We start from the raw sequence: 25,107 nt of genomic DNA, 5'->3' as shown, positions 1-25,107 counted from the left end.
ATGCGTCGCCGTGCGACGTTGCTGCAACGCATGCACATCGATGGCCCGCTGCTGGTGCTGCTGCTGATCCTGGCGGCGGGCAGCCTGTTCGTGCTGTATTCGGCCAGCGGCAAGAACTGGGACCTGCTGATCAAGCAAGCGTCTTCGTTCGGCCTGGGCCTGTTGTCGATGGTGGTGATCGCCCAGCTCGAGCCGCGCTTCATGGCGCGCTGGGTACCGCTTGGTTATGTCGCCGGGGTTTTGCTGCTGGTGGTGGTGGACGTGATGGGCCACAACGCCATGGGCGCGACCCGCTGGATCAACATCCCTGGGGTGATTCGCTTCCAGCCGTCGGAATTCATGAAGATTCTCATGCCGGCCACCATCGCCTGGTACCTGTCCAAGCGCACGTTGCCGCCACAGCTCAAGCATGTGGGGATCAGCCTGGTGCTGATCGGCGTGCCGTTCATTCTGATCGTGCGCCAGCCGGACCTCGGCACCTCGTTGCTGATCCTGGCGGGCGGCGCGTTCGTGCTGTTCATGGGGGGCTTGCGCTGGCGCTGGATTCTCAGCGTGCTGGCCGCCGCCGTGCCCGTGGCCGTGGCCATGTGGTTCTTCTTTATGCACGACTACCAGAAGCAACGGATCCTGACGTTCCTCGACCCGGAGAGCGACCCACTGGGCACCGGCTGGAACATCATCCAGTCCAAGGCAGCGATCGGCTCCGGCGGCGTGTTCGGCAAGGGCTGGTTGCTGGGCACCCAGTCGCACCTGGACTTTCTGCCGGAAAGCCACACCGACTTCATCATCGCGGTGATGGGCGAAGAGTTCGGCCTGGTCGGCATTTGCGCGCTGCTGCTGATCTATTTGCTGTTGATCGGGCGCGGCCTGGTGATCACCGCGCAGGCGCAGACGCTGTTCGGCAAGTTGCTGGCCGGCAGCCTGACCATGACTTTTTTTGTTTATGTTTTCGTCAACATCGGTATGGTCAGTGGCCTGCTGCCGGTGGTAGGTGTGCCGTTGCCATTCATTAGCTACGGCGGAACTTCGCTGGTGACATTGCTGTCAGCGTTTGGGGTTTTGATGTCGATTCATACGCATCGCAAATGGATCGCACAGGTTTGAATAAGGTGAAGATGTCAATGCAAGTAATGCGCGGCTGGGCAACTCGGCATGCGTCCTGGATGGGCCTGATTGGGCTGCTGGGCGCAACGCAAGAGGTGCAGGCCGGTGACTACGATGGCTCACCTCAGGTCGCCGAATTCGTCGGTGAGATGACCCGCGACTACGGTTTCGCCGGTGAACAACTGATGGGCGTGTTTCGCGAAGCCCAGAAAAAGCAGGCGATCCTCGACGCCATCTCGCGCCCCGCCGAACGTGTGAAGCAGTGGAAGGAATATCGCCCGATGTTTCTCACCGACGCTCGCGTGGCCAGGGGCGTGGATTTCTGGCGCCAGCATGAGGCGGTACTGGCTCGCGCCGAGCAGGAATACGGCGTGCCGGCCCAGGTGATCGTCGCGATCATCGGCATTGAAACCTTCTACGGGCGCAATACCGGCAGTTACCGGGTGATCGACGCGTTGTCGACCCTGGGCTTTGATTACCCGCCCCGCGCCGAGTTCTTCCGCAAGGAGCTGCGCGAATTCCTGCTGCTGGCCCGCGAAGAACAGGTCGACCCGATGACTCTCAAGGGCTCGTACGCCGGGGCGATGGGCTTGCCGCAGTTCATGCCGAGCAGCTTTCGCGCCTACGCCGTGGATTTCGACGGCGACGGGCATATCAATATCTGGAGCAACCCCGACGATGCCATCGGTAGCGTGGCCAGCTATTTCAAGCGTCACGGCTGGGTCGGCGGTGAACCGGTGGTCGTCCGCGCCGATGTGACGGGCGAGCGTGCCGACGAAGGCCTGACCCAGGGTATCGACCCGGTGAAGACCGTCGGGGAGTTGCGAGCGCTGGGCTGGTCGAGTCAGAATGCGCCACGCGATGACATGCCGGTGACGGCGTTCCGCCTTGAAGGTGAAAATGGCCCGGAATACTGGATGGGCCTGAAGAATTTCTACGCAATCACGCGTTATAACCGCAGTGTGATGTACGCCATGGCCGTGCATCAGCTGTCAGACGAGCTGGTTCAAGCACGGGGCAACAAGTAATGCGGGTATCGCCGTTCAAAAAACCGCTCAAGCTGGTGGCGTTCGCCGCGTTGTCCCTGCTGATCGCCAGTTGCTCCACCAGCCCGAACCGTGCGCCGGCCAAGAAGGCCGGTGGCGCTGTGGTTCGCGCCCAGCCGGGCCTGGACATCAACCGTGCGCACAAAGATGGCGCGCCGTGGTGGGATGTGGATGTGTCGAAGATCCCCGATGCCACGCCGACCTTGCACTCCGGCCCCTACAAGGCCAACCCCTATACCGTGCTGGGCAAGAATTACTTCCCGCTGCAGGACTCCAAGACCTACGTGCAGTCCGGCACGGCGTCCTGGTACGGCACCAAGTTCCATGGCCAGAACACCGCCAACGGCGAAGTGTATGACCTGTACGGCATGAGCGCGGCGCACAAGACCCTGCCGCTGCCCAGCTACGTTCGCGTGACCAACCTGGACAACAACCGCACGGTGATCCTGCGGGTCAATGACCGTGGGCCGTTCTATTCGGACCGGATCATCGATTTGTCCTACGCCGCCGCGAAGAAACTCGGCTACGCCGAAATCGGTACCGCACGGGTCAAGGTCGAAGGCATCGACCCGGCGCAATACTGGGCCCAGCGTGGCAAGCCGGCGCCGTTGATGCTCAACGAACCGCAAACCCCGCAACCACAAGTGACCGCATCGACCGGCAAGATCGAACAATGGACGCCGCCGCCCGCGCAGCATGCGCCGGATACGGTCGTCGTGCCCCGTGCCGCGCCCGGTGCCTCCACCGTGGGCGGGCAGTACCTGCAGGTGGGCGCTTTCGCCAACCCGGATGCGGCAGAACTGTTAAGGTCCAAGCTCAGCGGCATGGTCAGCGCGCCAGTGTTCATCAGCTCCATCGTGCGTAACCAGCAAACCCTGCACCGCGTGCGCATGGGGCCGATCGGCTCGCCGAGCGAGGTGGCGCAAGTGCAGAACAGCGTACGCCTGGCGAACCTGGGGCAACCCAGCGTAGTGACCGCAGAATAAGGCAATAAAGGACTGCAGGTTCAGGCGCATGCCTGGGCCCTGGTTGTTGGCTCGTTGAACAATAAAACCCAGGGGCAAGGGGTGAGCGGGCAACCGAACACGTGACAGTCTGGAAGCGGGCTGTCTGAATAGTTTTGCCCGCGAGGGCAAGTTTCCATAAGCAATTTCGAGAGACGGATGAACATCACCACCTTAGCCAAACGTACGTGCCTGCTTATCTCGCTGATCATCACTCCGGCCGCCTGGGCGGTTGAGATGGTGCCGGCTTCCCCGCAACTGGCCGCCAAGGCCTGGGTCCTCATGGATGCCGCCAGTGGCAACGTGCTGGTCGAAAACGGCGGTGACGTGCGTTTGCCGCCAGCCAGCCTGACCAAGCTGATGACCGCCTACATCGCGACCCTGGAAATCCGTCGCGGCCAGATCGGCGAAAACGATCCAGTGACCGTCAGCGAGAACGCCTGGCGTACCGGTGGTTCGCGGATGTTCATCAAGGTCGGCTCGCAAGTCACCGTCAGCGACCTGCTGCACGGCATCATCATCCAGTCCGGTAACGACGCGAGCGTCGCCTTGGCCGAGCACATCGCCGGCAGCGAAGACGCGTTCGCCGACATGATGAACAAGACGGCCGGCGACCTGGGCATGACCAACAGCCACTTCATGAACCCGACCGGCCTGCCGAATCCGGAGCATTATTCGTCGGCACACGACATGGCGATCCTGGCCCGCGCGATCATCCGTGTCGACCCGGTGCACTACGCCATCTACTCCCAGAAAGAGTTCTTCTGGAACAACATCAAGCAGCCTAACCGCAACCTGTTGTTGTGGCGCGACAAGACCGTCGATGGCCTGAAAACCGGCCACACCGACGAAGCCGGCTACTGCATGGTGTCGTCCGCCGTACGTGATGGCCAGCGCCTGATCGCCGTGGTATTCGGCACCAACAGCGAGCAGGCCCGTGCGGCCGAGACGCAAAAGCTGCTGACCTACGGCTTCCGCTTCTTCGAAACCCAGACCTTCTACCAGAAGGGTACGGAGCTGGCGACCGCGCCGGTATGGAAGGGCGCAACCTCCCAGGTCAAGGCCGGCCTGGCTGATGACCTGACCCTGACCATGCCCAAAGGCCAGCTGAAAAAGCTCGCTGCCAGCATGACCATGAACCCGCAATTGGTTGCCCCAATCGCCAAGGGCGACGTGATCGGTAAAGTCGAAGTCAAACTGGACGACAAGGTGGTGCACAGCGCCGACCTGATCGCACTGGATGCCGTCGACGAAGGTGGTATCTTCCGCCGCGTGTGGGATAGCATCCGTCTATTCTTCTACGGCTTGTTCAACTGATTGTGTGCACCTGCAAAGCCCCGCGTTGATCCGACGCGGGGCTTTGCCGTCGCCACGGCTTACCGCTTACGAGGCCGTTACGCCATGACCGATACCGAAGTAAAGGCGCCAAAGATCGAATTCCCGGTGGTGGACTACCCCATCAAGATAATCAGCGATACCGGTGTAGGCCGCAAAGACTTGATCCTCGAGATTGTGCGCAAGCACGCGACGATCAATGATCAGCGTGTGGACGAACGATCCAGCTCCACAGGCAAATACACCACGATCCAATTGCACATCGTTGCAATCGGTCAAGACCAGCTCTACGACATCAACAGCGAACTGCGGGCCACCGGCTTCGTGCACATGGTGTTGTGATGCCACAGGTCCTGGGCTTTCGCGAGCTCGGCCGGATGGCCTACGAGCCGGTCTGGCACGCCATGCAACGCTTCACCAACGAACGCGGCAGCTCGGCTGCGGATGAAATCTGGCTGGTCGAACACCCGCCGGTATTTACCCAGGGCCAGGCCGGCAAGGCCGAGCACCTGCTGCTTCCGGGTGATATTCCGGTGGTGCAGGTCGACCGAGGGGGTCAAGTGACTTACCATGGGCCTGGCCAACTGGTCGCCTATCTGTTGCTGGATGTGCGCAAGCTGGGGTTTGGCGTGCGTGACCTGGTAAGCCGCATGGAAGCTTGCCTGATCGAGCTGTTGGCCAGTTACGGCGTGACCGCTGCGGCCAAGCCTGATGCACCGGGTGTGTATGTGGATGGCGCGAAAATCGCTTCCCTGGGATTGCGCATTCGTCACGGGTGTTCCTTTCATGGCCTGGCCCTGAATGTGGACATGGACCTGGCCCCGTTCCGGCGCATCAACCCGTGCGGCTACGCCGGGCTGGCGATGACCCAGTTGAGCGACCATGCAACACCCATAGAATTTGCCGAGGTAAGTGCCCGGCTGCGCGCGCAGCTCGTCAAACACCTCGACTATGCTGAGCAGACGACCCTGACGGGCGGAATCGATTGATATGACTACTGATGTTGTGCAAACCATGATCCCGACGCTGGACGTTACCGAGCGTCCAGCCCCGGCCCCGCGTGCCAAGGTGGAAGCCGGCGTCAAGCTGCGCGGCGCCGAGAAGGTTGCACGCATCCCGGTCAAGATCATCCCGACCACCGAACTGCCGAAAAAGCCTGACTGGATTCGCGTGCGCATCCCGGTCTCGCCGGAAGTCGACCGTATCAAGGCCCTGCTGCGCAAACACAAGTTGCACAGCGTGTGCGAAGAGGCGTCCTGCCCGAACCTGGGCGAATGCTTCTCCGGCGGCACCGCCACCTTCATGATCATGGGTGACATCTGCACCCGTCGTTGCCCGTTCTGCGACGTGGGCCACGGCCGTCCGAAACCCCTGGACGTCAACGAGCCGGAAAGCCTGGCTATCGCCATCGCCGACCTGAAACTCAAATATGTGGTGATCACCTCGGTCGACCGTGACGACTTGCGCGACGGCGGTGCCCAGCACTTTGCCGATTGCATCCGCGAAATCCGCAAACTGTCGCCAAACGTCATGCTTGAAACCCTGGTGCCCGACTACCGTGGCCGCATGGATGTGGCGCTGCAAATCACCGCCGCCGAGCCGCCGGATGTGTTCAACCACAACCTGGAAACCGTTCCGCGCCTGTACAAGGCCGCGCGTCCGGGTTCGGATTACCAGTGGTCGCTGACCCTGCTGCAGAAGTTCAAGCAGATGATGCCGCACATTCCGACCAAATCCGGCTTGATGCTGGGCCTGGGCGAAACCGACGAAGAAGTCATCGAAGTCATGAAGCGCATGCGCGAGCACGACATCGATATGCTGACCCTGGGCCAGTACCTGCAACCGTCCCGTAGCCACTTGCCGGTGCAGCGTTTCGTGCACCCGGATACCTTCGCCTGGTTCGCCGAGGAAGGGTACAAGATGGGCTTCAAAAACGTGGCCTCGGGCCCGTTGGTACGCTCTTCGTACCACGCCGACGAGCAGGCCAAGCTGGTCAAGGCGAGCCTGGTGTCGTAACACCGAGCTATGTAACGCCGCAGGTCCAATGTGGGAGGGGGCTCGCCCCCGATTGCGGTACATCAGTCGATCCTGTATTGGCTGTCACACCGCCATCGGGAGCAAGCCCCCTCCCACATTTCGTTATGCGTCATATTAAGGAGAATTGTGCATGACCGCCGCCGTACCCGCTCTGCGCCCCGAAGGCACCATCGGCCTGATCGCTCCCGCCGGCCCTGCCGCGCTGGACGTTGAAAAAGCTGGGCAATGGATGCGCGCCCGTGGCTACGAACTGCGCATTTTCCCGGGTGTGTATGAGCGCGACGGCTACTTGGCCGGCAGTGATCAAGTGCGTCTCAACGACCTGCATGCTGCCTTCGCCGACCCCGAAATCGACGCGATTTTCTGCCTGCGCGGCGGCTACGGCACGCCACGCCTGCTCGACGCGCTGGACTTCGACCTGTTGCGTGCCAACCCCAAACCGTTCGTGGGTTACAGCGATATCACCGCCTTGCACCTGGCGATCAACCGCTACGCGGGCTTCGTCACCTTCCACGGGCCAATGCTCAATGCCGACTTGCTCGGTGGCAAGCAACCCCCCACCGAATCATCGCTGTTCAGCCTGCTGCGTGGCCAGCTTGGCGCCGGCAGCCTGCTGACGCACCCGGTGGCCTACCCCTTGACCACCATTGAGCCTGGCATCGCCTGCGGGCGTTTGTTGGGCGGCAACCTCTCGATGATCGCGGCGGTGATGGGCACCGCCTACGACATTGACGCTGAAGGCATCATTCTGTTTATCGAGGACATCAACGAGCCGCTCTATCGCATCGACCGCTTGCTGACGCACCTGCGCCTGGCAGGCAAACTCGACCAGGTCGCGGGGGTGTTGGTGGGGGATGTGGCCGGTGTGGATCAGGTGGGGCTTGAAAGACTGTTGAAACAGACCTTCGAACCGCTGTGCGTTCCGGTGCTGTCTGGCTGGCGCAGCGGGCATTGTGATCCGAACCTGACGTTGCCGATGGGGGCTTTGGTGCGTTTGGATGCGGGGGAGCAGCGGGTGGTGTTGGAGCAGGATGTCGTGTTTAGCCGCTGAGTTTTCGGCGCCTGCTAAACCGCATCGGGGGCAAGCCCCCTCCCACAATTGGACCTGTACACCCTTTGGAATGCGGTCAAATGTGGGAGGGGGCTTGCCCCCGATGGCGATAGTCGCCATAAACCAATCTATCGGCCCTGCAGTGACTCCAGCAGCTTCACCGTCGGATACCCATCCGCCGGCCAGCCCAGCGCTTGCTGCGCCGCTCGAATCGCCTTGCGTGTGTTGGCGCCAATGATCCCGTCGGCATTGCCCGCGTCGTAGCCCTTGGCGCTGAGCGCCGTCTGCAGGTCGATGCGTTGCGAGCGGCTCAGCGGTAGCTCATCCTTCGGCCAGCTCCCGCGAATCACGCCACCGCCGCCAAATCGCTCCGACAGCAGGCCAACGGCCAGCGCATAGGACGACGAGTTGTTGTATTTCAGGATCGCACGGAAGTTATCCAGTACCAGGAACGCCGGGCCACGGTAGCCGGCCGGCAACAGCAGGGCGGCGGACAGTTGGTCGACATTGGCTGGCAGGCTTGCGCCAGGCGGCAGCTGGATGCCCAGTTGCAGCCATTCGGCGACGGTCTTGCGGATGCCACCATCGGCCAGGGAGTAGTCGAAGCCCGTTGGCAGTGGCTGCACCTCAACGCCCCACGGCTGGCCTTTTTGCCAGCCGGAGCTTTGCAGGTAATGGGCAGTGGACGCGAGGGCGTCACCGGGGCTGTTCCAGATATCGCGGCGGCCGTCGCCGTCGAAATCCACGGCATGGGTGTTGTAGGTGGTGGGGATGAATTGGGTCTGGCCCATTGCGCCGGCCCAGGAACCTTTCATCTGGTCGGCCGCAATATCGCCGTGCTGGATGATCTGCAGCGCCGCCAGCAGTTGCGCCTGTGCGAACGCCGGGCGACGGCCCTCATAAGCCAGGGTCGCGAGGGAGCGAATCACCGAGTTATTGCCCTGGAACTGGCCGAAGTTGCTTTCCATGCCCCACACCGAGACCAGTGCCTGGCGATCGACGCCATACCGCTCTTCGATGCGCTGCAGGATATCGGCGTACTTGACCAGCAAGGCCTGGCCATTACGCACGCGCAGCGGCGACAGCGCGCCGTCGAGGTATTCCCACACCGGGCGGGAAAACTCCGGCTGGCTGCGGTCGGCGCGAATCACCGCCATGTCCGGGCTGACCCCGGCGAAAGCATTATCGAAGACGTCGGCGGTGATTCCGGCTTGCAGGGCCTGCGCACGGAAACCGGCCTGCCATTCGGCGAAGGTCTGGGTCGGTTGGATGTTCAGGTTGTCTACCGCCAACGGCGCAACGACGGCAGGCGCGACGGCCGGTACGGTCTTGACCGTGGGCAGGGGTTGAGCATCCGCGGCGGTGGGTTTTTCCGCGCAGGCGACAAGCAGAATGAGGCTGGAGGCAGCGATCAATTGGCGAAGGTGCCAACGACGGGAAAGACTAGAGGGCATGCACAGGTCCAGGGGGTTACAAATCCAGTGCAGACCTTATCATGCCAGAGGGGCGCTTGCCTTCAGGCAGCCAGAAAGTAAGAAGCCTCCCAGCTATTAGACTGGAAGGCTTCGCGGCGGTAGCTGCCTTTGCCCTTGCCGGCGCGTTCCTGACGGCTGCGGAACAGTGGCTGGGCGATGATGGATTTGGCCTTGTTCGGGCCATGCTTGGATGGCTTTTTGCTCATGATCTTTCTCTCGTTCGGGTGGGTGGAGCGGCGAAAATAATCTGCCTATATTGCGGCGCTGTAAAGCCTGAGAATTGTAAACACAATCAAAATGTGGGAGGGGGCTTGCTCCCGATGGCGGAGTGTCAGTCACCAGATTTATCGACTGTTACATCGCTATCGGGGGCAAGCCCCCTCCCACATTGTTCCGCGGTGTTGCTGATAGATGGGTTACTCGGCAGGCAACGCCAGGCGCTGGCCGGCCATCAACAGTGACAAACGGCTCAGGCTCATCCACGGTGACCCGGCCGCCTGGCCTTTGATCTGTGCATCGATGCGCTGCGCTTCCAGCAGCAGCTGCGCCCAGCGTTGCGCCGAGTGCCGTTGCAGGGCCTTGCTCATCAGCGGCTTGCGCTTGTCCCACACCGGCGGTCGGGCTTGGCTGAAGCATTTGTCCAGGGGTGTGCCCTGGCTGTATTGCAAGGCGATGTTAGCCAGCACCCGCAGTTCCCGGGCCAGGGCCCAGAGAATCACCGGCGGTTCCACACCCTCGCCGCGCAGCCCTTCGAGCATGCGCAGGGCGTGTGCCGGCTCACCGTTGAGGATCGCGTCCACCAGCCCGAAGACATCGAACCGCGCACTGTCAGCCACCGCGCCCTGCACGGTTTCGACGGTAATCTGCCCATCTTCCGCCATCAGCTTGAGCTTTTCGATCTCCTGGGCGGCTGCCAGCAGGTTGCCCTCGACCCTGGCGGCGATCAGCTCGACGGCGTCTTGCGTGGCCGACAGGCCGGACTGTGACAGGCGTTGGCGGATCCATTGCGGCAGCTGGCTGCTGTCCACCGGCCAGATCTGGATGAACTGGGTCTGCGGGCCTTCCACCAGCGCCTTGCCCCATTTGGTTTTCTGCGCACTGCCGTCGAGCTTGGGCAGGCTGACCAGCAGCACCGTGTCTTCAGCAGGGCGCGCGCAATATTCCATCAACGCCGCCGCGCCCTTATCGCCCGGCTTGCCCGAGGGCAGGCGCAGTTCCAGCAGGCGTTTTTCGGCAAACAGCGACATGCTCGCACCTGCCTGCAGCAGCGTGCCCCAGTCGAAACTGGCATCGGCGCTGAACACCTGGCGTTCATCGAAACCTTGCTGGCGCGCCGCCGTGCGAATGGCGTCGGCCGCTTCCTGGCACAGCAACGGGTCATCGCCGCTGACAATATAGACAGGCGCGAGGCCACCTTGCAGGTGTTTGGCGAGTTGGGCGGGGGCGAGTTTCATAGGCAGGGCGAACGGGGCGCCAGGAGCGCCCCGTTTGGCTTACTCGACAGGTACTTCAACAGGCGACTGTTTCGGCGTGTTGTCTTCATACTCTTGCGCGGCTTTCAGGGCATCGGCGTCAGCCTTGGCCTTGTTGTCGGCGATTTGCTGCAGCTCCGCGAGTTTTTCCGGGGTCAGCAGTTGCAGGCGAGTCATCATGCGCTGGACCAGCTCACGACGCATTTCCTTGCGCACTTGAAGGGTCTCGGAGTCCGAGCCCACCAGGTTGTTGCCGTCGTGGCTCACGACTTTCTGCACCTGAACCTTGTCACCCATCAGCGGCAAGTGATCGCGGCCCTGTACTTCGAAGTTGACGGTGGTGGTCAACTCGACATCCGACGCGCGGCCCGCACTGGCGTAGCTGATGTTGCGCTGGGTTTCGCGCTCATCGACCAGGTCCAGTTTGTAGGTGGCGCCGGTATAGACGCGCACACCGCTGTTTTCCAGGGCCTGGCGCAGCTGAATCACGGTCTCGCCGTAGGCATTGCGTGCGCTGACGTCGAGTTCCTTGAGCGACAATTCGTTGGTGCCGGTGCCGCGCAGCTGGAAGCCGCACGCGCTCAACAGAACGGCCAGGCCCATTACCAGCAGATTGCGTTTGATCATGTTTGTTGCTCCCCTTGAAACCAGGCGGGCCGTATCGAGGCCCTGAAGGTTTAGTTCGGCGCAGGGCTCAAGCCCTGCGCCCGATCCGATTTAGCTGGCGACGATATTGACCAGTTTTCCGGGCACTACGATCACTTTGCGGATCGTCAGGCCTTCGGTAAAGCGCAGCACGTTCTCGTTGCAGCGTGCAGCCGCTTCGACTTCTTCACGACTGGCGCTGGCCGGCATGTCGATCTGGCCGCGCAGTTTGCCGTTGACCTGAATCACCAGTTGCAGCGTGTCCTGTACCAGCGCGCTGTCATCCTGCAGCGGCCAGCGGGCGTCGATGACGGCACCGCTGTGGCCCAGGCGGTTCCACAACTCGTGGCTGATATGTGGGGTGATCGGCGCCAGCAGCAGGGTAACCGTTTCCAGGCCCTCGTGGATCAATGCGCGATCCTGTTCCGTGGCCTGCGGGGCTTTTTCCAGCACGTTCATCAGCGTCATCACCTGGGCGATGGCGGTGTTGAACTTGTGGTTCTGCCCTACGTCCTGGCTGGCCTGGCGGATAGCCAGGTGGGTGCTGCGGCGAATGGCCTTCTGCTCATCGTTCAGGGCGGCGACGTCCAGCTTGCCCGGCAAGCCCTGGCTGACGTGGGCATGGGCCAGGCGCCAGACGCGCTTGAGGAAGCGGTGCGAGCCTTCGACGCCGGAATCGGACCATTCGGCGCTCATGTCGGGCGGCGAGGCGAACATCATGAACAGGCGACAGGTGTCGGCGCCGAACTGATCGATCATCGATTGTGGGTCGACGCCGTTGTTCTTCGACTTGGCCATCTTCTCGGTGCCGCCGATTTCCACCGGCAGGCCGTCGGACTTCAGCTTGGCGCTGATGACCTTGGCTTTGTTGTCACGCTCGAGCTCGACGTCCGCCGGGTTGAACCAGGTGTAGGCGCCATTGGCTTCGCGGCGATAGTAGGTCTCGGCGATTACCATGCCCTGGGTCAGCAGGTTCTTGAACGGCTCGTCGGAGCTGACCAGACCTTCGTCACGCATCAGCTTGTGGAAGAAGCGCGCGTAGAGCAGGTGCAGGATGGCGTGTTCGATGCCACCGATGTACTGGTCCACCGGCAACCAATGGTCGGCCGCGGATTTCTCGACCAGGCCACCTTCATAGTGCGGCGAGGCGTAACGGGCGTAATACCACGAGGACTCGACGAAGGTGTCCATGGTGTCGGTTTCGCGCTTGGCCGGCGCGCCGCATTTAGGGCAGCTGCATTCGTAGAACTCGGGCATGCGTGCCAGAGGCGAACCGGCGCCGTCCGGGACGACGTCTTCGGGCAGGACGACCGGCAACTGGTCTTCCGGGACCGGCACGTCACCGCAGCTTTCGCAGTGGATGATCGGGATCGGGCAGCCCCAGTAGCGCTGGCGGCTGATGCCCCAGTCGCGCAGGCGGAACTGGGTGCGCGAGGCGCCGAGGTTTTTCTTGATCAGCGCGACTTCGATCGCATCGAACGCGCCTTGGAAGTCCAGGCCGTCAAATTCGCCGGAGTTGATCAGGGTGCCGTGCTCGCCGTAGGCGTCTTGCCACGGGGCCTGGTTGGTCTCGCCCGCGCTGGTGCGCACCACGGACTTGATCGGCAGGTTGTATTTGGTGGCGAATTCGAAATCGCGCTCGTCGTGAGCCGGCACCGCCATGACGGCGCCGTCGCCGTAGTGCATCAGCACGTAGTTGGCGACCCAGACCGGCAGCTTCTCGCCAGTCAGCGGGTGCTCGACGAACAGCCCGGTCGGCAGGCCTTTCTTCTCCTGGGTCGCGACATCGGCTTCAGCCACGCTGCCACCTTTGCATTCGGCGATGAACGCCTGCAGCTCAGGGTTGTTCTGTGCGGCCTGGGTGGCCAGCGGGTGTTCAGCGGCCACGGCGACGTAAGTTGCGCCCATCAGGGTGTCGGGGCGGGTGGTGAACACCTTGAGTGCGCCGGCTTCGCCGATCGAGTCGACGTTGTACGGGAACTGCACTTCCATGCCCTTGGATTTGCCGATCCAGTTGCGCTGCATGGTCTTGACCTGTTCGGGCCAGCCCGGCAAGTCGTCGAGGCTCGACAGGAGTTCATCCGCGTAGGCGGTGATCTTGAAGTAGTACATCGGGATTTCGCGCTTTTCGATCAGCGCGCCGGAGCGCCAGCCGCGGCCGTCGATCACCTGTTCGTTGGCCAGCACGGTCTGGTCGACCGGGTCCCAGTTCACGGTGCCGCTCTTTTTGTAGATCACGCCTTTTTCGAACAGGCGCGTGAACAGCCATTGTTCCCAGCGATAGTAGTCCGGCTTGCAGGTGGTCACTTCGCGAGACCAGTCCACCGCCAGGCCCAGGCTGCGCAGCTGGGTCTTCATGTAGGCGATGTTTTCGTAGGTCCACTTGGCGGGGGCTACGTTGTTTTTCATCGCGGCGTTTTCCGCCGGCATGCCGAACGCGTCCCAACCCATGGGTTGCAGGACGTTCTTGCCGAGCATGCGCTGGTAGCGGGAAATCACGTCGCCGATGGTGTAGTTACGCACGTGCCCCATGTGTAGTTTGCCGCTGGGGTAAGGGAACATCGATAGGCAATAGAAAGTCTCCTTGCCTGGCTGTTCGCTGACTTCAAAGGACTTTTGCTCGTCCCAGAAGGTTTGTGCGGCATTTTCTATTTCACGGGGCTGATATTGTTCGTGCATGGCTACTTTTGAACTGAATAAGGGTGGCCTATTCCTCTTCGGTGCAGTGTCCGGGTTGTTCGACACCAGAAAGCGGCGCGTCCGTGCCCAAACCCTGCGGGAAGTGGAGTTACAGGAAGCGCCGTAGCATACATGACCCCACTCTATCGAGGGAAACCCTGATTGCGCAGGCAGGGCCGTCTGTCGCGGCATCGGGCAGGCGCAGCCACGGGGGCTACGCTGTTTATTGGGGAGCATGTATTTCTTCAATGAGGTGAGGGGATGGCTGAATCGCAGCGAACTTTAACGAAACCGCAATTATATGAAGGATTGATCGACCGTTTGGGTCGGGCATTGGATGCCGCAAGAACCGCAGGCCGATTGCGTGGTGAACGGCCTCTGGAGCTGGAGTTGCAAGGCTTGAGCCAGGCAGAGCTTGAACTGATCGAGAACTATCTGGCGTTGCACCACCAACGCGCCTCTGATGGGCAGGCCTCCCCGCCACTCCAGGCGCCTTCCCGTTCGGCCAAGGTAATCTGGCTGAAGGACCTGCCGGCCGGCTGCGGCCCGGAACGTTTCCGATCCGTACGGTGTAAGTAACCCGCGTTATCCGCCACTTTACAAAATGTGCTGGTAAGGATTGTTGCCGAACCCCGTTGCATCTAGGCTTCGGGCATCTTTGGAGATGCCCGATGCCTTTTCGTTATTTCATCAAACAATTGTTGCTGCCGCCCGGTATTTTCTTGCTGTTGCTGGCGCTTGCCTGGTGGTTTCGCCGCAGTCGCCCGCGCCTGGCGGGGTGTTGCTTTGCCTTGGGATTGGGCGGGATGTGGCTGATCAGCCTGCCGGTAATGGTGCAGTGGGGCGCGCACGCCTTGGAGACGGCGCCGCCTTTGGCCCGTGAAGACTGGGCAAACCTGGTCCAGCGCGCCGATGCGATCGTGGTGTTGGGTTCCGGGCGCGAGCGCGGCGACATTGCCTGGGGCACTGACCAACCCACCGGCATCGGCCTGGAGCGTGAGCGTTATGCGGCGCGGCTGGCCAAGGCGTCCGGGTTGCCGGTGCTGACCACCGGTGGCCTGCATTACGGCACGCCGCCCAGCGAGGCGCAGTTGATGGCGGTGTCGATGCAGGATGACTTCGGCGTGACGGTGCGTTGGAAAGAAGAGCGTAGCCGCACCACTTGGGAAAACGCCCAGATGAGCGCCGAGATCCTGTTGCCTCAAGGCATCAAGCGCGTGGTGGTAGTGACTCAAGCCTGGCACATGCCGCGTTCGGTGTGGAGCTTCGAAAAGGCCGGCTTTACCGTGGTACCCGCGCCAGTGGGGTTCCTGGGCGTGGATAACGCGCGTCCACTGGGCGGCTGGATGCCGGAGGTCAAGGCGGTATGGCAGAGCGGGCAGTTGATCAATGAGGCGGTGGGGCAGGTGGGGTATCGGTTGTTCTACAAGTAGCACCGCAGGCCCAGTGTGGGAGGGGGCTTGCTCCCGATTGCGGTGTATCAGTATCAAATGTACTGACTGACACACTGCTATCGGGAGCAAGCCCCCTCCCACATTGGTTATGTGTCGGCTGTCAGACGGTTTTGGCCATTCGACCTGCCAGCAGCGCCCAGCCGAACAACAGCACGCACACAATGATCAACGGCCACGAACGCCATTGCAGGTAAGGCGTGAGATTGTGCATCGGCACCACGTCGCCATAGAGAATGCCGCGCTCGAATTGCGGGATTTGTGCGGTGATCTGCCCAAACGGGTTGATCAGGCCGGTCACGCCGTTGTTGGTGGCGCGGATCATCCAGCGGCCGGCTTCCAGCGCGCGCATCTGCGCCATCTGCAGGTGCTGCAGCGGGCCGATGGAGCGGCCGAACCAGGTGTCATTGCTGATGGTCAGCAGCAGGTCGCTCTGGGCCGAGAGGCCGGCGGCGAACTCCGGGTACACCACTTCATAGCAGATGAACGGCGCAATCTGGTAACCCTTGGCCTGGAGCATCGCCTGGTCGGCGGGGCCGCGGGCGAAGTCCGACATGGGCAGGTCGAAGAAGGCGATCAACCCGCGCAACATGTCCTGCAACGGCACGTATTCACCAAAGGGCACCAGCTTTTGCTTGAGGTAGGTGCCATCACCTTCGCCGACCACGGTGATGCCATTGAAGTAGCGCTTCTCATGGCGTACTTCCTGGCGAATCGGTACCCCGGTGATCAGCGCGGTATTACGCTCGGCGGCGAACTTGCCCATCATGCCCAGATAGCCTTCGACCGACTCCTTGAGCACCGGAACGGCGGTTTCCGGCCATACCAGCAGGTCAACGCGCCTGGAGCTCAAACTCATATCGCGGTACAGCGCCAGCTGCGCATTGAGCTGCTCGGGGTCCCACTTCATGCTTTGTTCGACGTTGCCCTGGATGGCGGCCACGCTCAAAGGCGGGCCGGAGGGCGAGGTCCAGGCATGGTGCTTGAGCGCCAGGCCAATGGCCCATGGCGCAACGAGCAGCACCAGGCCGGCGGCGATGAAGCTGTTGCGCTTGCTCGCCAACAGGCGCGGCAGGTTGCACAGCACGGCAGCCGTCAGCGCCAGGGCGAACGAAATCAGCCACATCCCGCCCAAGGGCGCGAGGCCGGTCAGCGGGCCGTCGAGTTGACTGTAGCCGGAGTACAACCACGGAAAACCGGTGAGGAACCAGCCACGAAAGGCTTCCTGGCCGACCCACAACGCCGCGAAGGTCAGCGCATCGGCCAGGGGCGCTTCATTGCGGCGCAGCCAGCGTGCCCACAGCCAGGCGGGCAGGGCGAAGAACCAGGCGATGGCGGCGGTGAACAGCAGCATCAGGAAACCCGCCAGCAGCACCGAAGCGCCGCCGAAGTGGTGGATGCTGTAGTAGATCCAACTGGTGCCGGCGCCAAACAGGCCGAAACCGAAACACCAGCCGCGCCCCAGGGCGTGGCGGGGTGTCAGCTCGCGCAGGCCGATATAGAACACACCGACCGCCACCAGCGCCAGCGGCCAGATATCAAACGGCGCCAGCGCCAGGGTGGTGATGGCGCCGGCCACCACGGCCAGCAGATTACCGGGCCAGCCGGGTGCGATCAGACGGCGCATTTCAGTCCTTAACGGGCAATAGGGGTCAAACGGATCAAGTGAATCCGGCGGCTGTCGGCATTCAGGATGCGGAAGCGATACGCGCCGATCTCGGTGGTTTCGTTACGCTTGGGCAGGTGCCCGAACGCACTCATCACCAGGCCGCCGACGGTGTCGAACTCGTCGTCGGAGAATTCGCTGTCGAAGAACTCGTTGAAGTTCTCGATGGGCGTCAACGCCTTGATCAGGAAGTCACCGCTGGGCAGTGGCTTGATGTAGCTGTCTTCTTCAACGTCGTGCTCGTCTTCGATGTCGCCGACGATCTGCTCCAGCACGTCCTCGATGGTCACAAGGCCCGCCACGCCACCGTATTCGTCGATCACGATCGCCATGTGATTGTGGTTGGCGCGAAATTCGCGCAGCAGCACATTCAGGCGCTTGGACTCAGGCACGAAGGTGGCCGGGCGCAGCAGGTCCTTGATGTTGAAGTTGTCGCCGTTCTCCTTGAGGATCAGCGGCAACAGGTCCTTGGCCAACAGGACGCCCATGACGTCGTCATGGCTTTCACCGATCACCGGGTAGCGCGAGTGCGCCGAGTCGATCACGGCTGGGAGGAATTCGCGCGGGGTCTGGGTCGCCCTGATGCTGATCATCTGCGAGCGCGGCACCATGATGTCGCGTACTTGCAGGTCAGCCACCTGGATGGCGCCTTCGACGATGGCCAGCGCTTCGCTGTCCAGCAACTTGTTCTGGTGGGCCTCGCGCAGCAGCTCCAGCAGCTCCTGGCGGTTTTTCGGCTCGTGGGCAAAAGCCTGGGTCAGTTTACCCAGCCATGACTTTTGCCCGTTGCTCGATCGGTCTTCGCTCATAGCGATTACTCTAAATCCTTGATTGTTTCAGTTGAGTGTCGATTGGTTTTTCGTCGTCGGCATACGGGTCGCGATGGCCCAGTTCTGCAAGCAACGTTCGTTCCAGTGCTTCCATTTCCAGGGCTTCGTCATCGTCTATATGGTCGTAACCCAAGAGATGCAGACAGCCGTGGATGACTAGATGGGCCCAGTGGGCCTCAAGTTCCTTTTCTTGCTCCTGCGCCTCGCGCTCGACCACCGCGACACAAATCACCAGGTCGCCCAGCAGCGGGATATCCAGAAACTCGTCCGGCACATCGGCGGGGAAAGACAGCACGTTGGTCGCGTAGTCTTTCTGGCGCCATGTGTGATTCAGCTCACGGCCTTCGGGCTCGTCCACCAGACGAATGGTCAGCTCCGAATCGGCGGTGCGCTGGCGCAGGGCCAGCTCACACCACTGACGGAACTGTGCTTCGCTGGGCGCGGCCGCTTCGGTGGCCAGTTGCAGGTCAAGCTCAAGCATCGCGGCGCACGTCTTTGGACAGGCCGTCGTCGCGATGTTCGAAGCGCTCATAGGCCTCGACAATGCGCTGCACCAGCGGGTGGCGCACCACGTCCTTGGGCATGAAATGCGTAAAGCTGATACCCGGCACGTCCTTGAGCACTTCGATCACCTGGCCCAGGCCCGACTTGGTGCCCTTGGGCAGGTCGACCTGGGTGATGTCGCCGGTGATCACGGCCGTGGAGCCGAAACCGATACGGGTGAGGAACATCTTCATCTGCTCGACCGTGGTGTTCTGGCTCTCGTCGAGAATGATGAAGCTGTTGTTCAAGGTGCGACCGCGCATGTAGGCCAGCGGCGCGATTTCGATCACCTGGCGTTCGATCAGCTTGGCCACGTATTCAAAGCCAAGCATTTCGTAGAGCGCGTCGTAGAGGGGGCGCAGGTACGGGTCGATCTTCTGGGCCAGGTCGCCGGGCAGGAAGCCGAGCTTTTCGCCCGCCTCGACGGCCGGGCGCACCAGCAGGATGCGACGAACCTGTTCGCGCTCCAGGGCATCCACCGCACAGGCCACGGCCAGGTAGGTCTTGCCGGTACCGGCCGGGCCGATGCCGAAATTGATATCGTTACCGAGGATTTCCTTGACGTACTTCTGCTGATTCAAGCCGCGTGGGCGAATCATGCCTTTTTTGGTACGCAGGGCCACGCTGGCTTCGGCCACCGGATTGTTGGCCAGGTCTTCCACGGCGGATTCCTGCAGGTACAGGTGCACCGTTTCCGGCGACAGCTCACTGCCCTTGGTTTCGCGGTAGAGACGGCGCAGCAGGTTTTCCGCAGACGTGGTGTGTTGGGGTTCACCAATGAGCTCGAACTGATTGCCGCGGTTGCGGATCTCGATGCTCAGGCGTTGTTCGATCAGCCGCAGGTGCTCGTCGAACTGTCCGCACAGGTTGGCGAAACGGCGAGCCTCAAACGGCTCGAGGAGAAAACGATGGGGTTCTACTGTAGGTGCGTTCAAGGTCGCTTTTAGCCGCCCTTTGGCTGTTGAGGTGAAAGAGAGAATAACGCCACGCGCCGGTGTGCGAAAGCACTTACGTCATCGGAATGTTGCACGGTCTCAGTGTGGGAGGGGGCTTGCTCCCGATAGCGGTGTATCAGTCAGTACATGCGGTGGCTGACACTCCGCTATCGGGAGCAAGCCCCCTCCCACATTGGATATGTGTTGACCTGGGAATTACTGGATCAACGAGCCACGCAACGAGTGCGGTTGCGCCGCATCAATGTGCACATCGGCAAACTGGCCGATCAGGGTCGGATTATCGCAGCGGAAGTTGACGATGCGATTGTTCTCGGTGCGGCCCTGCAATTCGCCGGGGTCTTTCTTCGAGTAATCGGTTACCAGGATGCGCTGGATCGAACCGACCATTTGTCGGCTGATCTCGAAACCCTGCTGATTCAGCCGATGTTGCAGCGCATTCAAGCGCTCCTTTTTCAACGCTTCCGGGGTTTCGTCCAGCAGATCGGCCGCTGGGGTGCCGGGACGTTGGCTATAGACGAACGAGTAGGAAAAGTCGAAACCCACGTCCTCGATCAGCTTCATGGTCTGCTGGAAGTCCTTCTCGGTTTCGCCAGGGAAGCCGACGATAAAGTCCGAACTGATGCAGATGCCTGGTACGGCGGCGCGCAGTTTGCGCAGCTTGGACTTGTACTCCAGGGCCGTGTGATTGCGCTTCATCGCCGAGAGGATGCGGTCTGAGCCCGATTGCACCGGCAAATGCAGGTGTTTGACCAGCTCCGGCACGTCGGCGTGGGCCTGGATCAGGCTGTCGGAGAACTCCAGCGGGTGCGAGGTGGTGTAGCGGATGCGCTCGATGCCATCGACGGCGGCGACTACGCGAATCAGCTCCGCCAGGTCGGCCAGGCGTCCGTCGTGGGTCTGGCCGCGGTAGCCGTTGACGTTCTGGCCCAGCAGGGTCACTTCACGCACGCCGTTTTCGGCCAGATGGATGATTTCCGCCAGCACGTCGTCAAACGGCCGGCTGACTTCTTCGCCACGGGTGTAGGGCACTACACAGAAGGTGCAGTACTTGCTGCAGCCTTCCATTACCGACACATAGGCGCTTGGCCCGTCGATGCGCGGCTCGGGCAGATGGTCGAATTTTTCGATTTCGGGGAACGACACGTCCACTTGCGGCAGTTTGGTGGCGCGTGCGGCGTCGATCATTTCCGGCAGGCGGTGCAGGGTCTGCGGGCCGAAGACCACGTCGACATAGGGCGCGCGGTCACGAATGGCCGCGCCTTCCTGGCTAGCCACGCAACCGCCAACGGCGATCACCATGTCCGGGTTGGCCAGTTTCAATTCGCGCCAGCGGCCCAGTTGCGAGTAGACCCGGTCCTGGGCCCGTTCGCGGATCGAGCAGGTATTGAGCAGGATCACGTCGGCATCTTCGGCGCGAGCCGTGACTTCCAGGGCCTGATGTTCACCCAGCAGATCGACCATGCGCGAGCTGTCGTACTCGTTCATCTGGCAACCGTGGGTTTCGATGTAAAGCTTCTTGGCCATGGGAATCGTCAACTGGTGGTAAAGAACCGCGCATTATAGGGGGCATGTCCATTGGTTCCTAGCACTGTGCATCGGGTGCCATGCTATAGTTCGCGCCCTCATTTATATCCGCCGATGTGCTGCCCGCCCCCCATGACCAAACGTGAAGCTCCAATCTACAAGGTGATTTTCCTTAACCAGGGCCAGGTGTTCGAAATGTACGCCAAGCAGATCTATCAGAGTGATCTGTGGGGCTTCCTGGAAGTGGAAGAGTTCGTCTTTGGCGAGCGCACGCAGCTGGTCGTCGATCCAGGCGAGGAAAAGCTCAAGGCGCAGTTTGAAGGCGTAGTGCGCAGCTTCGTGCCGATGCATTCGATTGTGCGCATCGACGAAGTCGAGCGCCTGGGCACGCCGAAGATCAGCGAGGCGCGGGGCACCAGCAATGTGATGCCGTTTCCGATGCCAATGCCTGAGAAGTAAGGCAACGCTGAATCAGGGAAGGGGTGAAAAGGGCGAACGCCCATCGGCGCTCTGCAATTCCTGCAGGTAATTGCGGAAAATCTGCCCCAGCACCTGGGTCGCTACTTCCAGTTCATCACGCTGCATGTGCTCGGCCACTTCGTCGGCGGTGTCCAGCGCGTCTTCGGCGCCGTTGACCGCAGCCATTTTCAGCACGATGTAGGCCTGGACGTTATTGGCCGGTACGCCTTCGCCACGGAAAAACATGTTGCCCAGCTGGAATTGCGCCTGGGCGTGGCCCTGCAGCGAAGCCTTCTCGAAATAGCTCAACGCTTTGTTGAGGTCGACGGCCGGGTTCTTGCTGTCGTGGTAGTACTCGCCCAACTCGTATTGCGCTTGCGCATCCCCTTCATTAGCCTGTTTCTGGCACGCGCTCAGGGCTTCGGCCTGGGTGTCGGGCTGGGTATTGAGGGTGCAACGACCCATCGCTGGGATTAACAACGAGTTGCCGCCTGCTTGTGCATGTGCCAGCAGCGGCTGAAGGAGCAACAGGCAGCCCAGAACCAGGGTGCGGCCGGTGCGTTTCATGGGAATCGACTTACCTCTGACGGGGCGCGCGGACCCTCGCGGGGTCCAATAAGCGCGCATTATGAAATAAGCAGGCCTCTGCTTACAAAGTCTTTACTCGTTTTTCTGCTGCTTGGGCAAGTTATCTGCCGGATTGCAGGGCAATTCTCGAAAAAAGCGAGAAATGTCTGTAAGCAAGGTAGCAAATCTGACGTTGGCACGGGCAAACGTCAGAGGATGCCGTCACTTATTTCAGGGCCGCAAAGGCGCGCTCGGCAGCGTCCAGGGTCAGCTTCAACTCGGCATCGCCGTGGGCGATCGAGGTGAAGCCGGCTTCAAACGCACTGGGCGCCAGGTACACACCGCCTTCGAGCATCAGGTGGAAGAAGCGCTTGAACAAGTCGGCGTCGCTGCCCATCACGTCATCGAAGGTGACGATGTCGTCGGCGCCGCTGAAGTACAGGCCAAACATGCCGCCGGCCTGGGTGGTGACAAACGGAATGCCGGCAGCGTCGGCCCGCACTTGCAGGCCGTCCAGCAGGCGGGTGGTGTAGTCGGTCAGCTCGGCGTGGAAGCCAGGGCGGCTGATCAGGCGCAGGGTGGTCAGGCCGGCGGCCATCGCCAGCGGGTTACCGGACAGCGTGCCGGCCTGGTAGACCGGGCCCAGTGGGGCGATGTGCTGCATGATCTCGCGCTTGCCGCCGAAGCAGCCCACTGGCATGCCGCCACCGATGATCTTGCCGAAGGTGCTCAGGTCCGGTGTAACGCCGTAATGGGCCTGGGCGCCACCGAGGGCGACACGGAAGCCGGTCATCACTTCGTCAAAAATCAGCACCACGCCGTGCTTGTCGCATTGCTCGCGCAGGCCTTCGAGGAAGCCTGGGGCCGGTGGTACGCAGTTCATGTTGCCGGCGACCGGCTCGACGATGATGCACGCCACGTCCTGGCCGACTTCACCGAGCATCTGCTCGACCGCGGCGATGTCGTTGAACGGCAGGGTCAGGGTGTGTTTGGCGAACGCCGCCGGTACGCCGGCCGAACTCGGTACGCCCTGGGTCAGCGCGCCGGAACCGGCTTTTACCAGCAGGCTGTCGGAATGGCCGTGGTAGCAGCCTTCGAATTTGATGATGCTGTCGCGACCGGTGAAACCACGGGCCAGACGGATTGCGCTCATGGTGGCTTCGGTGCCGGAGCTGACCATGCGCACCATTTCCATCGACGGCACGATCGAGCAGACCAGGTCGGCCATCTCGGTTTCCATCGCGGTTGGAGCACCGTAGGACAAACCATGCTGCAGCTGCTGGCGTACGGCGTCCAGCACGTCCGGGTGGCTGTGACCGAGGATCATCGGGCCCCAGGAGCCGACGTAATCGACGTAGCGCTTGTCATCTTCGTCGGTGACATAGGCGCCTTCGGCATGCTTGAAGAACAACGGCGTGCCGCCCACGCTCTTGAACGCACGCACGGGGGAGTTCACACCGCCGGGGATGTGTTTCTGGGCATTGGCAAACAGGGTTTCGGAACGGGACATGATCGGGCTCTCTACACTGAAGATTTAAGAAGATCGTTGAACGCACGGGCGCGGCGCGTGACTTCCTGGGTGCTGTCGGCGCCGAACAGGCCGTGCACCGCGGCGAGCAGGTCGGCGCCGTGGGCCACCAGCGGCTCGGCGTTTTCCAGGGTGACGCCGCCGATCACGCAGATCGGCAGGTGCAGGCGTTGGCGCGCCTCGGCCAGCATTTCAAGGCTGGCGGCCGGTGCGCCGGGTTTGGTGGTGGAATTGAAGAAGCGGCCAAAGGCGACATAACTGGCGCCCTCCCGAGCGGCCTGTTCGGCCAGCTCAATCTGGCTGTGGCACGTTGCGCCAATGATCGCCTTGGAGCCGAGCAGCGCTCGCGCCGGGGTCAGCGGGCCGTCGGTCTGGCCCAGGTGCACGCCCACGCCCAGGCGCGCGGCCAGTTCGGCGTCATCGTTGATGATCAAATGGGTCTTGTAGCGCGAGCACAGTTCCCGCAGTTTCTCGGCTTCACGCAGGCGGCGCGCTTCGTCGCTGCTTTTGTCGCGGTACTGCAGCAATGTCACGCCGCCGTCCAACGCCGCTTCGACGTAGGCGAGGAATTTGCCGGCCAACAGTTGGCTGTCGGTAATGGCGTAAAGGCCACGTAGTTTCATCGGGCAAGCCCCTTGCTGTGACGAGCGGTAAGTGGTGATGAAAGGTGAACTACGAGCAGAAATCCAGTGGCAACCGACGCGGTACGAACTGGCCCTGGCCGAGTCGTTCGGCATCGCGCAGGGTGCGCCAGGTGTAGTTGAGCGCCGACTGCACGGCGCTGACCAGGCCTTCGCCCTGGGCGAGCCGCCCCGTCAGCGCACTGGCCAGCGTGCACCCCGAGCCGTGATAACTGCCGGGTAAACGCTGGCACGTGTAGGTATGGCGGCTGCCATCGCGGCTGTACAGGCGATTGTGCACTTCGTGCTCGTCGCCGTGGCCGCCGGTGATCAGCAGATGCTTGATGTAGGGCAACAGCTTCTCGGCGCATTCGTCGGCGCTGCCGTCAGGCAATTCGGCCAGGATGCGGGCTTCGGGCAAGTTGGGTGTGGCGATCAGCGCCAGGGGCAGCAGCCGCTCGCGCATCGCATAACCGACTTCATCCTTGCCCAGGCTGCCACCGCCGCCGGCGCGCAGTACCGGGTCGCACACCACCGGCAGGTGCGGGTGCGCCTGCAGCAGTTCGACCACCGTGTCGACCATCGCGGTAGAGCCGAGCATGCCCAGCTTGACCGCCGCGACTTCTGAATCGCTGAGCACCGCATTGGCCTGGGCCAGCACCCACTCGCGGTCGAGCACGCGAAAGTCACTGACGTTGACAGTGTTTTGCACGGTCAGCGCGGTGACGGCCGCAGCGGCGTGGCAGCCCTGGGCGAGCAGGGCTTCGATATCGGCCTGCAAGCCGGCGCCACCACTGGGGTCGTGGCCGGAGAGACAGAGAACAACGGGGCGAGAGCTGTAGATATTCATGGTGCGCGAGCTTACCACCAAACGCTTTTTGCGTGGCCGTCCGGCGATGAGGGAATGTTGCCCTGGGATAAGGCTTCTGTGTGGCTGAAATTCTCTGCAAATACGCTGAAAGCCTCGTCCTAGGGCCATCTGAAAAATAGTTACCATAGTGTCCAATGGCCTTTACCGGCTATGCTAGAGTGGATCCAAACAACTTACTGTATCGCCGGTGTACGTCTTCTCAAAAGGAACGGGGGAGCTTTTTGCCATAACCGGACAGGCCACG

The 25,107-nt window shown here is 61.9% G+C and carries 25 protein-coding genes; 11 read left to right on the top strand and 14 right to left on the bottom strand.

The genetic code is table 11. The features are described from left to right. From rodA to C4J88_RS23690, 8 genes are all read left to right on the top strand, one after another. Complete coding sequence (gene rodA / locus C4J88_RS23725; protein ID WP_065952056.1) at positions 1-1,104, top strand: rod shape-determining protein RodA; 1,104 nt, start codon at positions 1-3, stop codon at positions 1,102-1,104. A 17-nt stretch (positions 1,105-1,121) separates the two neighbouring features. Beyond that, on the top strand, positions 1,122-2,132 hold the full coding sequence (mltB, locus tag C4J88_RS23720) for a lytic murein transglycosylase B (protein WP_124364555.1): 1,011 nt from the start codon (positions 1,122-1,124) through the stop codon (positions 2,130-2,132). Continuing rightward, the gene (locus C4J88_RS23715) at positions 2,132-3,136 is read left to right on the top strand and encodes a septal ring lytic transglycosylase RlpA family protein (RefSeq protein WP_124408267.1); all 1,005 of its coding nucleotides are present in this window, start codon (positions 2,132-2,134) and stop codon (positions 3,134-3,136) included. Before mltB ends, C4J88_RS23715 begins: the two co-directional genes overlap by 1 nt. A 177-nt stretch (positions 3,137-3,313) precedes the next feature. After that, on the top strand, positions 3,314-4,471 hold the full coding sequence (locus C4J88_RS23710; protein WP_003237030.1) for a D-alanyl-D-alanine carboxypeptidase family protein: 1,158 nt from the start codon (positions 3,314-3,316) through the stop codon (positions 4,469-4,471). A gap of 84 nt (positions 4,472-4,555) precedes the next feature. Further along, positions 4,556-4,831 (top strand): DUF493 domain-containing protein, encoded by a 276-nt coding sequence (locus tag C4J88_RS23705; RefSeq protein ID WP_048724650.1) that lies wholly within the window; start codon positions 4,556-4,558, stop codon positions 4,829-4,831. Further along, on the top strand, positions 4,831-5,478 hold the full coding sequence (gene lipB, locus C4J88_RS23700; RefSeq protein WP_124368475.1) for a lipoyl(octanoyl) transferase LipB: 648 nt from the start codon (positions 4,831-4,833) through the stop codon (positions 5,476-5,478). The genes C4J88_RS23705 and lipB overlap by 1 nt, the downstream gene beginning before the upstream one ends. Positions 5,479-5,503: 25 nt before the next feature. Continuing rightward, the gene (gene lipA, locus C4J88_RS23695; RefSeq protein ID WP_164484599.1) at positions 5,504-6,505 is read left to right on the top strand and encodes a lipoyl synthase; all 1,002 of its coding nucleotides are present in this window, start codon (positions 5,504-5,506) and stop codon (positions 6,503-6,505) included. A gap of 151 nt (positions 6,506-6,656) precedes the next feature. Continuing rightward, entirely contained in the window at positions 6,657-7,577 is a 921-nt protein-coding gene (locus C4J88_RS23690; protein WP_124408266.1) for an LD-carboxypeptidase, read from the top strand. Between the two features lie 128 nt (positions 7,578-7,705). Here the strand turns inward: C4J88_RS23690 and C4J88_RS23685 are convergent, their stop codons facing one another. The 5 genes from C4J88_RS23685 to leuS all read right to left on the bottom strand — a co-directional run bounded on the left by C4J88_RS23685 (position 7,706) and on the right by leuS (position 13,848). Continuing rightward, on the bottom strand, positions 7,706-9,031 hold the full coding sequence (locus C4J88_RS23685; RefSeq protein WP_124408265.1) for a lytic murein transglycosylase: 1,326 nt from the start codon (positions 9,029-9,031) through the stop codon (positions 7,706-7,708). A gap of 62 nt (positions 9,032-9,093) precedes the next feature. Then, positions 9,094-9,258: an alternative ribosome rescue factor ArfA gene (gene arfA, locus C4J88_RS23680; protein ID WP_003176285.1), complete on the bottom strand. Its 165-nt coding sequence runs from the start codon at positions 9,256-9,258 to the stop codon at positions 9,094-9,096. A gap of 210 nt (positions 9,259-9,468) precedes the next feature. Then, the gene (gene holA / locus C4J88_RS23675) at positions 9,469-10,506 is read right to left on the bottom strand and encodes a DNA polymerase III subunit delta (RefSeq protein ID WP_124364548.1); all 1,038 of its coding nucleotides are present in this window, start codon (positions 10,504-10,506) and stop codon (positions 9,469-9,471) included. Positions 10,507-10,545: 39 nt separating this feature from the next. Further along, the gene (gene lptE / locus C4J88_RS23670; protein WP_124368472.1) at positions 10,546-11,151 is read right to left on the bottom strand and encodes an LPS assembly lipoprotein LptE; all 606 of its coding nucleotides are present in this window, start codon (positions 11,149-11,151) and stop codon (positions 10,546-10,548) included. A 90-nt stretch (positions 11,152-11,241) separates the two neighbouring features. Continuing rightward, complete coding sequence (leuS, locus tag C4J88_RS23665) at positions 11,242-13,848, bottom strand: leucine--tRNA ligase (RefSeq protein WP_124408264.1); 2,607 nt, start codon at positions 13,846-13,848, stop codon at positions 11,242-11,244. Between the two features lie 261 nt (positions 13,849-14,109). Between leuS and C4J88_RS23660 the strand changes: the two genes are divergently transcribed. Then, positions 14,110-14,427: a hypothetical protein gene (locus C4J88_RS23660; RefSeq protein ID WP_124408263.1), complete on the top strand. Its 318-nt coding sequence runs from the start codon at positions 14,110-14,112 to the stop codon at positions 14,425-14,427. Between the two features lie 92 nt (positions 14,428-14,519). Then, positions 14,520-15,281, top strand: coding sequence for a YdcF family protein (locus C4J88_RS23655; protein WP_124408262.1), 762 nt, complete (start codon positions 14,520-14,522; stop codon positions 15,279-15,281). 121 nt (positions 15,282-15,402) lie between these two features. Here C4J88_RS23655 and lnt read toward each other — a convergent pair whose 3' ends face one another. The 5 genes from lnt to miaB form a co-directional block, all read right to left on the bottom strand. Continuing rightward, positions 15,403-16,926 (bottom strand): apolipoprotein N-acyltransferase, encoded by a 1,524-nt coding sequence (gene lnt / locus C4J88_RS23650; protein ID WP_124408261.1) that lies wholly within the window; start codon positions 16,924-16,926, stop codon positions 15,403-15,405. A gap of 8 nt (positions 16,927-16,934) precedes the next feature. Next, positions 16,935-17,774: an HlyC/CorC family transporter gene (locus tag C4J88_RS23645; protein ID WP_122483878.1), complete on the bottom strand. Its 840-nt coding sequence runs from the start codon at positions 17,772-17,774 to the stop codon at positions 16,935-16,937. Between the two features lie 10 nt (positions 17,775-17,784). Continuing rightward, on the bottom strand, positions 17,785-18,276 hold the full coding sequence (gene ybeY / locus C4J88_RS23640) for an rRNA maturation RNase YbeY (RefSeq protein ID WP_124408260.1): 492 nt from the start codon (positions 18,274-18,276) through the stop codon (positions 17,785-17,787). Beyond that, on the bottom strand, positions 18,269-19,273 hold the full coding sequence (locus C4J88_RS23635; protein ID WP_124364541.1) for a PhoH family protein: 1,005 nt from the start codon (positions 19,271-19,273) through the stop codon (positions 18,269-18,271). Before C4J88_RS23635 ends, ybeY begins: the two co-directional genes overlap by 8 nt. A gap of 216 nt (positions 19,274-19,489) precedes the next feature. Further along, positions 19,490-20,818, bottom strand: a complete 1,329-nt coding sequence (gene miaB, locus C4J88_RS23630; RefSeq protein WP_124371962.1) for a tRNA (N6-isopentenyl adenosine(37)-C2)-methylthiotransferase MiaB — start codon at positions 20,816-20,818, stop codon at positions 19,490-19,492. A 132-nt stretch (positions 20,819-20,950) separates the two neighbouring features. Here miaB and C4J88_RS23625 point away from each other — a divergent pair, with 132 nt between their 5' ends. Next, positions 20,951-21,277, top strand: coding sequence for a DUF1820 family protein (locus tag C4J88_RS23625; RefSeq protein ID WP_003194436.1), 327 nt, complete (start codon positions 20,951-20,953; stop codon positions 21,275-21,277). A gap of 12 nt (positions 21,278-21,289) precedes the next feature. On the opposite strand, the gene C4J88_RS23620 is transcribed toward C4J88_RS23625, so the two are convergent. The 4 genes from C4J88_RS23620 to C4J88_RS23605 all read right to left on the bottom strand — a co-directional run bounded on the left by C4J88_RS23620 (position 21,290) and on the right by C4J88_RS23605 (position 24,842). Next, positions 21,290-21,844, bottom strand: coding sequence for a tetratricopeptide repeat protein (locus C4J88_RS23620; RefSeq protein ID WP_124408259.1), 555 nt, complete (start codon positions 21,842-21,844; stop codon positions 21,290-21,292). Positions 21,845-22,070: 226 nt separating this feature from the next. After that, a complete protein-coding gene (gene hemL, locus C4J88_RS23615) occupies positions 22,071-23,354 on the bottom strand; it encodes a glutamate-1-semialdehyde 2,1-aminomutase (RefSeq protein WP_124364539.1) in 1,284 nt (427 codons plus the stop codon). Positions 23,355-23,365: 11 nt separating this feature from the next. Then, positions 23,366-23,995, bottom strand: coding sequence for a thiamine phosphate synthase (gene thiE, locus C4J88_RS23610; protein ID WP_124408258.1), 630 nt, complete (start codon positions 23,993-23,995; stop codon positions 23,366-23,368). 49 nt (positions 23,996-24,044) lie between these two features. Beyond that, on the bottom strand, positions 24,045-24,842 hold the full coding sequence (locus C4J88_RS23605; RefSeq protein WP_124368463.1) for a hydroxymethylpyrimidine/phosphomethylpyrimidine kinase: 798 nt from the start codon (positions 24,840-24,842) through the stop codon (positions 24,045-24,047). Positions 24,843-25,107 lie beyond the last annotated feature (265 nt).

The sequence above is a fragment of the Pseudomonas sp. R4-39-08 genome, assembly GCF_003852275.1.
Taxonomy (GTDB): Bacteria; Pseudomonadota; Gammaproteobacteria; order Pseudomonadales; family Pseudomonadaceae; genus Aquipseudomonas.
Note: the sequence above shows the minus strand (reverse complement) of the source record. Positions and strands in the feature narration are given on the sequence as shown.